Source organism: Coprococcus intestinihominis (genome assembly GCF_040096555.1).
GTDB classification, from domain to species: domain Bacteria; phylum Bacillota; class Clostridia; order Lachnospirales; family Lachnospiraceae; genus Coprococcus_A; species Coprococcus_A intestinihominis.
Genome location: NZ_JBBMEK010000105.1, coordinates 1 through 10111, shown reverse-complemented (window position 1 = coordinate 10111; position 10111 = coordinate 1). Strand labels below are relative to the sequence as shown.

Here is a 10111-nt window from a genome sequence, read left to right as displayed (position 1 = left end):
GCCCGCATGGAGAAAAAAGGGACTGTCAGCCGAACCAGTGTGGTCATGTCCACCAGCGCCGGGTATATCCTGTGCCTAGTTCTCTTTGCGGTGGGGCGGAGCTTTTGGTTCATGTTGTTGATGTTCCTCCTGGCGGGGCTTATGCGCACCATCAAGGAGCCGGTGCTGGCCGCCTGGATGAACGACCATGTGGAGGAGAAAATGCGCGCCACAGTCTTTTCTACCAGTGGACAACTGGACTCTTTCGGGCAGATCATCGGCGGGCCTATTGTGGGGCTGGTAGCCCAACAGGTGTCCATACCCTGGGGGCTGGTCTGCACCGCTTTCCTGCTGTTGCCCGCGCTGTTCTTGGTGCCAGTGGCGGGAAAGAAGCGGGATTGATATGGCATAGTTAAGTTTACTGACGAGCGGGAGATTACTTCCGCTCGTCTTCATTTAGCAGCGCAAAATTTGAGGACTCTTTATCTCCTTATTCGGCATAGCGGAGGCGGCTGTCAATTCGACATAATTTTCTTGTGATACTTTACCACACATGAGCATATCTGGATGGGAGCAAATATAATTACTCAAAATCGGAGCAGAAACGGCTAAGGGAAACGTCAGACCGCTTGTGCAGAGAGTACGGATTATCGGTGATTGAGAACCCGAAGAAAGCCCCTTCAAGACCGCTGTATCTGGATGAAAAGAGCGGCAAGCCGACACGCTACAACGTCTATCTGGAAGATTTGGCGGAGGCAATCAGCGGCAGTCGGGATATTCCGCACATGATGAGATACCTTACCGACAAAGGCTACGAGGTTGATTTTTCGGGCGGGCATTGGAAGATGAAGCTGCCGCAGTATAAGCATTTTACAAGATTAGATACGCTTGATGAACGCTTAACGCCCGATTTTATCCGCTCACATTTAGGCACAAGGGCAAGGTACGGGAACTATAAAGCGAGGATTTCCTACTCTCCCCATATGCCAGAGGAATATAAAAAGGCTTGGAAACCGCACCAGAAAACCACGGGAATCTTAGCGTTGTATTATTACTGGTGCTATCAGTTGGGGATATTCCCGAAAGGCACGGACTACAAGCCGACAAGCCCGCTGATGAAAGAGGAGCTTCGGAAACTGGACGAGATTACCGCACAGGTACGCTATATGTCAGAGCATGACATCTCCACCCTCTCCGATTTGCACGCCGACAGGGAGAAAAACCAGACGGAAATGGACATGCTTACCGACTATCGGCGGCACTTGCAGAATAAGATACGGCGTGCTTCACCCGCCGAGAAAGAAACGCTCCGAGAAGAAAAAAACGGAGTGACGGAGCAGATAACAGAACTGCGAAAGCGGCTGAAATATGCGGATGGAATTGAAAAACGCTCTGCCCACATTGATGATTGTTTAAACCAAATCCACGATACGGCTGAAAAACAGCGTTCAAACCAGAACGGGAGGGCAGGCAAAACAGACCGCAGGAGGGAGGAATCATTGCGATGAGCAGAAAGTCCGAAGAAGAAATACAGGCAATCATGGAGGAATACAGGGACGCCCCTATGGTAAATCCCGATAAAGTATATCCCCCTCTGCCGCCCGTCCAAAACGTCACTCCCCTTGTCCGTGTTCCAGAGCAGATGAGCTTTACCGAGAAAATCGGCGGCACGGAATACACCGTCGACGCCCATTTCCGAAAGGACGGGCGGGATTTGCTTTCCAAGCTTACGGATATTTTTATGCGTGGCATGCAGGGATATGAATGTTATAATGACGGGGATTGGAGTGGCGATGACGGAGCATAGCAGACCGCAGAAGAATTACCGCTTTAAAGCGTTGAAGTTTGAGGACAGGTATGGTACACTGTACCTACACTTCACAATACCGTGTCTGCTGTCGGAAAGGAGAACCTTATGAAAAGACAGCAGGAAAAATTTACCGCCTTGTACTGCCGTTTAAGCCAGGACGACGGACGGGAAGGCGAGAGCAACAGCATTGTAAACCAGAAAGAATATCTGATGAAGTACGCAAAGGAACACGGTTTCCCTAACCCGAAATTCTATGTGGACGACGGCTATACGGGTACGAATTTTGACCGCCCAAGCTTTAAGGAAATGTCGGCGGATATTGAAAAAGGGCTTGTAAAGACAGTCATTGTCAAAGATTATTGTGCGATAATAGGACTAAATCAGAAAGACCTTGAAAATCAAGGCATTCTGGCTTAGTCCCTTCTTTTTTTGACCGAAAACAAAGGACTTTCACAATAATCAAGCAAGCCGGAGGGTGCTGCTGCACACTTCCGGCAGAAGGAGGATATAGTGGGTGCTATCAAAGTCTTCTTGAAGGAGGTTCTGCTTCCAATCGCGCTTGCGTTCTGCCTCGCGTCATTTCTCAAGCCGATCTATATGCCTGACGGCGTATGTGACTACTTCCTTATGTGGATCTGCGTCGGCTTGCCATTCGGCATCCGGAAGATGTGCCTCTGGCTCGTTCCCAGCGGCTACGGTATCTCCGGCTCAGTCGGCATCTTCGCATTGAACTTAATCATAGGCGGTCTTATCGGAGGACTTGCCTTCTTCATCGGGCTGCTGCTCGGTGTCATTCATACCATCCGAGAAATCATCTGAACTACATCGTAAACGAAGAGGGTTTGTTTCTTCTCCAATTTGGAGTAAGAAGCAAACCCTCTTTTTTTGTTGCCCAAAAGCCGGAATATTTGCTGGCGATGCGGCGAAGGAAAGGAGTTTTTAAGCATGAAACGCATGACAGCCGGTGATCTGCAAGCACTCGAATTGCTGATGCAGACCACACCCGGCTTTGAGCATTATGACAGCGGTGTGGATGGCATTCTCCCTGAGTGCCGAAGCTGCCGCTTTCATCGTCCCTTCTGGAAATATCAGTCCTGCGTGTTTGCGGAGTGTCCCTACTGCTGCAATCCCGTTTCAACCCTCAAAAATCAAAGTGGCACATCTGATGCCGGAAAGGAAGCCAGTCATGGATAACAAAATCGAAATCTTCAAGAATGAACAGTTTGGTGAGGTAAGAACGATCCTCGAAGGAGAAAAAGTTCTGTTCTGTGCGGCAGATGTTGCAAAGGCACTCGGTTACACCAACCCGAACAAGGCGGTCAACGACCATTGCAGGGCTATAACGAAACGTTCTACCCCTATCAGCGGGAAAGTTCAGAGTATCAACTTCATCCCGGAAGGAGACGTTTATCGGCTAATTATTCGCAGCAAACTTCCTGTGGCTGAAAAGTTTGAACTGTGGGTATTTGATGAGGTCATTCCTACCATTCGCAAGACCGGCGGCTACATGACGGACTCCCTTCTGGAACGCATTCAGAAGGAACCTGCGGTCATTGTGGAGTTTGCTCAGGCGTTGATTTTGGAAAAGAATCGCGTAAAGGCTCTTGAGTGTGAGCTGATCACGGCAAAGCCCAAAGCCGATTACTACGACGCCTTCATCAATCCGGATGACTGCACCAATATCCGAACGACGGCGAAGGAACTGAAAATCCCGGAGCGCAAGTTCGTCCAGTTCCTTCTCAAAGAAAAGTACCTGTTCCGCTCTCCTTCCGGGCAGCTTCTTCCCTACAACAAGGACAGCAATGCCGGACTGTTCATCGTCCGCGATTTTGTGACGTTCTGCTACACCGGTTCTCAGACCTACTTCACGCCGAAGGGCAAGGAGGTCATCCGAATGAAGTTCCAGAAAAAGTGCGGCGAAGAACTGCTTTCCAAGATGGCAAGGTGATTTTCGTGGCAGTCTATCGCGTAAATAAAAATCGTGGCTATACCGTCATGGCGAACTTCCACCTCCGAGACAAGAGCCTGTCACTCAAGGCGGTCGGTCTTCTCTCAAAGATGCTCTCGTTCAATGATGGCTGGAAGTTCTCAACCAAGGGACTTTCTGCAATCTGCAAGGAAGGTCCGGATGCCATTCTCTCCGCGCTCCGTGAGCTTGAAAAGCACGGCTACCTTGTCCGGCACCGGCAGAGAGACGGTAAAGGCAGGATGAGCAGCACAATCTTTGAGATATACGAAGAGCCGCAGGAGTCCACGCCAGAACGGGAAATACCACACACGGAAAATCCATGTGTGGAGAAGCCAGATGTGGATAATCCACGCGGGGATAAGTCCGCACAAATAAATACTGATCAAGTAATTACCCAAGAAAGAAATACTCTCTCAAAGAACTATCAATCCATCAATCTTGATGGGATGGACAGGATGGATGAGCGAAGCGAGTATGAAGAGATTATCAAAGAGAATCTTGACTACGACATTCTCTGTCAGGATCCGAAGTTCGATAAAGACCGCTTCCGGGAGATCATGGACATCATGCTGGATGCCGTCTGTTCCACTGCGCCGACCATCCGCATCAATGGCGAGGATATGCCGCAGCAAGTAGTCAAATCCCGCTTTCTCAAGCTGAATAGCAGCCACATTGAGTACGTTCTGGAAGCAATGAACAAGAACCCGTCAGACATCCGTAATATCCGGGCGTACCTGATGACCGCTCTGTATAACGCCTCTCTGACGATAGACAATTACTACTCCGCCCTCGTCAATCATGATTTCTACGGGCAGGACAGATCGGCAGGGTCAAAGAAGCCGAAGACCTACGATTATAGCCTTTGTGAAGACACTCTTTAATGAATACCATCGTGAGCAATGCTCGGAAAGGAGGACAGTGTAAATGAAAAGCATCTATCGCCGGATTGTGCCGCCTTAGCTTCGGCAGCAGTCCCCATAATCATTCCAATGAAAGGAGGTAAACGCCGCAATGCAGGATGAAGTCAACACCAAAGTTGTTGCAATCATGATCAAGGGCGGCAAAATCTCAGCCGAGGTGCTGAAAAAGGCACTGGACAAGTTCGTGCAGGAGATCGAGAAAGCGCAGAAGCAGATGCAGCAGCCCAAAACCTATCGCGGCAAACAGTCAATCAAGCATCTGATGAGCCAGAACGCCGCCATCTCCAACATCGAAGTGACGGATGGCAATATCAAATCCTTTGAGCGGACTGCCAGCAAATACGGTCTGGACTTTGCGCTCAAGAAGGACGTTTCCGTTGAGCCGCCCAGCTATCTTGTCTTCTTCAAGGGACGGGACGTTGATGTCATGACCGCCGCCTTCAAGGAGTTCTCCGCCAAGACGGTCAAGCAGAAGGAACAGCCGTCCATCCGGCACAAGCTGGATCAGGAGAAAGCCCAGAGCAAGGCGCAGCATAAGGAGAAGGTCAAGGTCAAGACCAAGGATCGGGGTGTGGAGCTGTGAACAAACCCGATGTGAAGAAGCTCGTTCTTCTGAACCTACCGTATGTCTTCGCCTTCTACTTTGCGGATAAGATCGCCGCCGTGTTTCGTCTCGCTCCCGGCACGGAGTTCATCGACAAGCTGACAAACGGCTTTGCCGTGTTCGGCACTGCCTTTGCAAATCCGCTGCCCAGCTTTCATCCCGTCGATCTGCTCATCGGTCTGATTGCCGGTGCGCTACTCAAGTTGGCGGTCTACGTCAAGGGCAAAAACCGCAAGAAGTTCCGGCAGGGCGAAGAATACGGCTCTGCACGATGGGGCAAGGCGGAGGACATCAAGCCGTACATGGACCCGGAGTTCTCGAACAACGTCATCTTGACGCAGACGGAGTTCTTGACCATGAACAGCCGCCCAAAGCAGCCGAAATACGCCCGCAACAAGAACATCCTTGTCATCGGCGGTTCCGGCTCAGGCAAGACGCGCTTTTTCGTGAAGCCAAACCTGATGCAGATGCACAGCTCTTATGTGGTTACTGATCCGAAGGGTACGGTGCTGGTGGAGTGCGGCAAAATGCTTGAAAAGGGAGGCTACGTCATCAAGTCGCTGAACACCATCAATTTCCGTAAATCCATGCACTACAACCCGTTCAGCTACATCCGCAGCGAGAAGGACATCCTCAAGCTGGTCAATACGATCATCGTCAATACGAAGGGAGATGGCGATAAGTCCGGAGAAGATTTTTGGGTAAGTGCGACTCCTTCGCTGACGGTAAGAAGTCAGCGGACAAACAACAAAATACCGTTGTTTGGATAACTGGTAATTCGACAGGTGGAATGACGGGGTAACGCCCTGAAACGCCTGCCCTCGGTGGGCGTGCATTGGCTGCAAAGCCGGTGTACGAAGCCCCACGACAACGGCTGAGAGCAACCGTAGCCGCCGCCAACGGCGGCCGAAAGCGGTCTGGAGGCAGACTGTGTTGCCTATAGGCCAAGGGTCTATAAAATACCCATGGTTAGAATGTTCGCCCTGGCAGGCGGACTGACGAATCCGCGAATGTACGGGTCTATAAGAAGACCATATAGAAATGTATGGGTGCGTTCAAGCGCAGCCGGTGTGGTTTAGTAGAAATTGATCCTACGAACGACCATGTTGTGTTACAGGCACATCCCAGCCGGCAGGCTCATAGTGGAAACCTAAAGGTATGGATGCACAGATAGAATTACCGGAACGAGGAAAGGCAGCGGCTTTCGCAAGGAAGAACCCGACGAAGAACAATAAGCGGGCAAACCGCTGCTGAAAAGTAGTGATCGAACCGAAGAAATCCCTGTAATGGGGATGGAGGAATGGTCACAAGTCGAATTGTGGAAACAGGCATTATTCAATCCAATCATAAGGATTCGAGTAAGACCAAAAGGGTCACTTTTCCAAACGGGAGGTGATGCCTTATGCCAAAAGAAAGGAAAAAAGTCCTGTGTATGGACGCCCAGCGGCACGCCGAGTATTACGGTATGCAGCGGACATTTGACGAACTGTACGCCAAAAGCAAAGCCGGAGAAACTTTCACCGACCTGATGGAACTGGTATTAAGCCCGAACAACATCATGCTGGCCTACAGAAACATCAAGACCAACACAGGCAGCTACACATCAGGAACAGACAAGCAGAATATCGGTGACATTGGACGGCTTCCACCGGCTGAGGTCATCGGTAAGGTCAGAAAAATCGTCACAGGCAGCGAACACGGCTACCGTCCCAAACCAGTGCGCCGGAAGGACATCCCAAAACCAAACGGCAAAACCAGGCCGCTGGGTATTCCTTGCATCTGGGACAGATTGGTGCAGCAATGCATCAAACAAATCCTGGAACCCATCTGTGAGGCAAAGTTCAGCAACAACAGCTATGGGTTCCGCCCGAATCGGTCAGTGGAACACGCAATTTCCCGTACTTACTCCCTGCTGCAACGGGCGCATTTGCACTATGTTTTGGAGTTTGACATCAAAGGATTCTTTGACAATGTGAACCACAGCAAACTTATCAAGCAGCTCTGGACGCTGGGCATCCAGGACAAACAGCTTCTGTTTGTCATCAGGCGCATCCTGAAGGCTCCCATCCGTATGCCGGACGGCAGCACCGTTTACCCGACAAAGGGAACGCCCCAGGGCGGGATCATTTCCCCGCTGTTGGCCAATGTGGTGCTCAATGAGTTGGATCACTGGATCGACAGCCAATGGACGGAACACCCCGTGGCAAACCGCTACGGAACATGGCGCACCATCCGCACCTCTGAGGTCTTTGACAAGAGCAAGGGCTACCAGAAAATGCGGAACAGCAATCTCAAAGAAATGTTCATTGTGCGCTATGCGGATGACTTCCGTATCTTCTGCCGGAACCGAGAGGACGCGGAGAAGACCATGGAGGCTGTCACAAGGTGGATTACCGAACGGTTGAAACTGGAGGTCTCCCCAGAGAAAACACGCATTGTCAATGTCCGAAAGCGATACTCCGAGTTTCTTGGCTTCAAAATCATGGTGTACCGCAAGGGTGAAAAGTATGTCGTAAAGTCCCACATCTGTGACAAAAAGCTACAGTTGGAAGAAAGCAAGCTCGTGGAGCAGGCAAAGCGCATTGCAAAACCAGCCCAAGGGCGAACGCAGCCGGACGAAATTGGTCTGTTTGACGAAATGGTGCTGGGCATCCAGAACTACTACAGGATTGCTACCTGTATCAGTCTGGACTGCCGGAAAATCCACCGCAGAGTCATGACGGTGCTGACAAACCGTTTAAACACAGAAACCGGCTGTCAGCTCGTCCGGGAGGGCGGCGCTATGACGGACAGCGAAAAGGAGCGTTTCGGCGCTTCTCAAATGGTGCGGTATGTGTCCGGTATCAACCGGCCAATCTACCCCATTGCGTTTATCAAGTATAAAACCGCAATCGGAATCAGCGCCGCCGTCTGCTGCTTCTCTCCGGCGGGACGGAAAAAGATACACGACAACCTGGAGATGGATATGACCCTATTTGCGTATCTGCGGGAACATCCGCTGCAAAGCCACAGCATGGAGTATGCCGATTGCAGACTCTCCCTGCTGTCTGCCCAGAAGGGCAAATGCGCCGTCAGCGGTGAATGGTTTTTGCACCCGAACAGCATCGTGTGTCACATGAAGGTTCCAAAGGAGCAAGGCGGCCAGGAGCGATACAGCAATCTGGTATTACTCCACAGGCGGTATCTTCCATTGCTGACCGACCAGGACGCTGCCGCTCTCAAGAGCATCTGCAAACAACTGACTGTAACAAGAAAACAACTGACCAAAATCAACGACCTGCGTACCGCCGCAAAGTTGGCGGAAATCTAAACAACTTTCTATTGGTGATTGATTAAATGCCTGATAACACAATCGATGGAACGCCGGATGCGGTGAAAGTCGCATGTCCGGTGTGGAGTGGGGGAAAATCCGGCGATTACTTCAAAGGATTACCTATCACTATAGGCGGAAAAGCTCTACTACACAGCCCTCATCGGCTACATCTGGTACGAAGCACCCGACCACGAGAAAAACTTTACTACTCTGCTCGAAATGATCAATGCCTCGGAAGCCAGAGAGGACGATGAGACCTTCAAGAACCCCGTGGATGTCATGTTCGATGAGCTGGAAGCCCGCGACCCTGACCACTTTGCGGTCAAGCAATACCGCAAATACAAGCTGGCGGCGGGAAAAACCGCCAAGTCGATTTTGATTTCCTGCGGTGCAAGGCTTGCACCCTTCGACATCGCAGAGCTGCGGGAGCTGATGAGCTACGATGAGATGGAGCTGGACACCATCGGAGACCGGAAGACGGCACTGTTCGTCATCATTTCCGATACCGATGACACCTTCAATTTCGTCGTGGCAATCATGTATTCCCAGCTCTTCAACCTTCTCTGCGACAAGGCAGATGACGTTTACAACGGACGGCTTCCCGTTCATGTACGCTGTCTGCTGGACGAGTTTGCAAACATCGGTCAAATCCCGAAGTTTGATAAGCTCATCGCCACCATCCGAAGTCGGGAAATCTCGGCGTCAATCATCTTGCAGTCCCAGTCTCAGCTCAAGACCATCTACAAGGACGCGGCTGACACCATCACGGGCAACTGTGACTGCACACTTTTCCTCGGCGGCAAGGAGAAATCCACGCTCAAGGAAATCAGCGAGGTGCTGGGCAAGGAGACAATCGACCTTTACAACACCTCGGAAACCCGTTCCAACAACAACTCCTATGGCTTGAATTATCAGAAAACCGGCAAGGAATTGATGTCTCAAGACGAGATCGCCGTCATGGACGGAGCCAAGTGTATTTTGCAGCTTCGAGGCGTGAGACCTTTTCTCAGTAACAAATACGACATCACGAAGCATCCAAAGTACCGGCAGCTCTCCGACTATAACAAGCGGAATGCCTTTGACATCGAAAAATACCGGCAGCACAAGCTGGTAGTCAAGCCCGATGACACATTCGACCTCTATGATATGGGTGAGGTCGAAGCGGATTAAAGCCCCGTCGCTGCACTGCGCAGTGGGTAAAGCCTGATGGCTCCCAAAGCAGAACAGCGACGGGGCTTCTTTTTTTATGCCCATTTTCAAAAATACACAACCAATCTTTTTCAAATCAAGGAGGAAAATCTATGGCTTTCATCAATCAGGCTGTCACGGTTCTTCAGACGCTCGTTATCGCCCTCGGCGCAGGTCTCGCAGTGTGGGGTGTTGTCAACCTCATGGAAGGCTACGGCAACGACAACCCCGGCGCCAAGTCTCAGGGCATCAAGCAGTTCATGGCTAATTAGTTGGAACAAAAAACGAAAGGAAAAGCACAATCCAGACGGTATCAGCGGCAGGCTAC

General features: G+C 50.9%; 11 protein-coding genes and 2 pseudogenes. All 13 read left to right on the top strand.

What is annotated here, in order from left to right:
• The coding region (locus WMO25_RS09445; RefSeq protein WP_349085111.1) for an MFS transporter at nt 1-381 on the top strand (381 nt) is incomplete at its 5' end.
• A gap of 227 nt (nt 382-608) precedes the next feature.
• On the top strand, nt 609-1487 hold the full coding sequence (locus WMO25_RS09440; RefSeq protein ID WP_235232788.1) for a hypothetical protein: 879 nt from the start codon (nt 609-611) through the stop codon (nt 1485-1487).
• Nucleotides 1484-1786 carry a hypothetical protein gene (locus WMO25_RS09435; protein WP_071132118.1) on the top strand — a complete coding sequence of 101 codons (303 nt, stop codon included), beginning with the start codon at nt 1484-1486 and terminating at the stop codon, nt 1784-1786. The genes WMO25_RS09440 and WMO25_RS09435 overlap by 4 nt, the downstream gene beginning before the upstream one ends.
• A gap of 108 nt (nt 1787-1894) precedes the next feature.
• Nucleotides 1895-2206 (top strand): recombinase family protein, encoded by a 312-nt coding sequence (locus WMO25_RS09430; protein WP_349085110.1) that lies wholly within the window; start codon nt 1895-1897, stop codon nt 2204-2206.
• Nucleotides 2207-2299: 93 nt separating this feature from the next.
• On the top strand, nt 2300-2608 hold the full coding sequence (locus WMO25_RS09425) for a DUF6050 family protein (RefSeq protein ID WP_050618442.1): 309 nt from the start codon (nt 2300-2302) through the stop codon (nt 2606-2608).
• A 126-nt stretch (nt 2609-2734) separates the two neighbouring features.
• On the top strand, nt 2735-2983 hold the full coding sequence (locus WMO25_RS09420) for a hypothetical protein (RefSeq protein ID WP_040650084.1): 249 nt from the start codon (nt 2735-2737) through the stop codon (nt 2981-2983).
• On the top strand, nt 2976-3737 hold the full coding sequence (locus tag WMO25_RS09415; protein ID WP_349085109.1) for a phage antirepressor KilAC domain-containing protein: 762 nt from the start codon (nt 2976-2978) through the stop codon (nt 3735-3737). Before WMO25_RS09420 ends, WMO25_RS09415 begins: the two co-directional genes overlap by 8 nt.
• A gap of 5 nt (nt 3738-3742) precedes the next feature.
• Nucleotides 3743-4639, top strand: coding sequence for a DUF6017 domain-containing protein (locus WMO25_RS09410; protein ID WP_349085108.1), 897 nt, complete (start codon nt 3743-3745; stop codon nt 4637-4639).
• Between the two features lie 130 nt (nt 4640-4769).
• Nucleotides 4770-5261 carry a PcfB family protein gene (locus WMO25_RS09405; protein ID WP_005934796.1) on the top strand — a complete coding sequence of 164 codons (492 nt, stop codon included), beginning with the start codon at nt 4770-4772 and terminating at the stop codon, nt 5259-5261.
• Nucleotides 5258-5992 (top strand): annotated as a pseudogene (locus tag WMO25_RS09400) (type IV secretory system conjugative DNA transfer family protein); the annotation flags it as partial. The gene WMO25_RS09405 and the pseudogene WMO25_RS09400, both read left to right, overlap by 4 nt.
• Nucleotides 5993-6684: 692 nt before the next feature.
• On the top strand, nt 6685-8592 hold the full coding sequence (gene ltrA, locus WMO25_RS09395; protein ID WP_349085106.1) for a group II intron reverse transcriptase/maturase: 1908 nt from the start codon (nt 6685-6687) through the stop codon (nt 8590-8592).
• Between the two features lie 135 nt (nt 8593-8727).
• Nucleotides 8728-9765: pseudogene (locus WMO25_RS09390) on the top strand (VirD4-like conjugal transfer protein, CD1115 family); the annotation flags it as partial.
• 131 nt (nt 9766-9896) lie between these two features.
• Nucleotides 9897-10055 (top strand): Maff2 family mobile element protein, encoded by a 159-nt coding sequence (locus WMO25_RS09385; protein ID WP_009323506.1) that lies wholly within the window; start codon nt 9897-9899, stop codon nt 10053-10055.
• Nucleotides 10056-10111: the final 56 nt, after the last annotated feature.

Bases quoted from the DNA above. Each gene is read 5' to 3' on its own strand.
- WMO25_RS09415 (WP_349085109.1), top strand. From the start codon at position 2,976: ATGGATAACAAAATCGAAATCTTCAAGAATGAACAGTTTGGTGAGGTA.
- WMO25_RS09385 (WP_009323506.1), top strand. From the start codon at position 9,897: ATGGCTTTCATCAATCAGGCTGTCACGGTTCTTCAGACGCTCGTTATC.
- WMO25_RS09405 (WP_005934796.1), top strand. From the start codon at position 4,770: ATGCAGGATGAAGTCAACACCAAAGTTGTTGCAATCATGATCAAGGGC.
- WMO25_RS09435 (WP_071132118.1), top strand. From the start codon at position 1,484: ATGAGCAGAAAGTCCGAAGAAGAAATACAGGCAATCATGGAGGAATAC.
- ltrA (WP_349085106.1), top strand. From the start codon at position 6,685: ATGCCAAAAGAAAGGAAAAAAGTCCTGTGTATGGACGCCCAGCGGCAC.
- WMO25_RS09430 (WP_349085110.1), top strand. From the start codon at position 1,895: ATGAAAAGACAGCAGGAAAAATTTACCGCCTTGTACTGCCGTTTAAGC.
- WMO25_RS09420 (WP_040650084.1), top strand. From the start codon at position 2,735: ATGAAACGCATGACAGCCGGTGATCTGCAAGCACTCGAATTGCTGATG.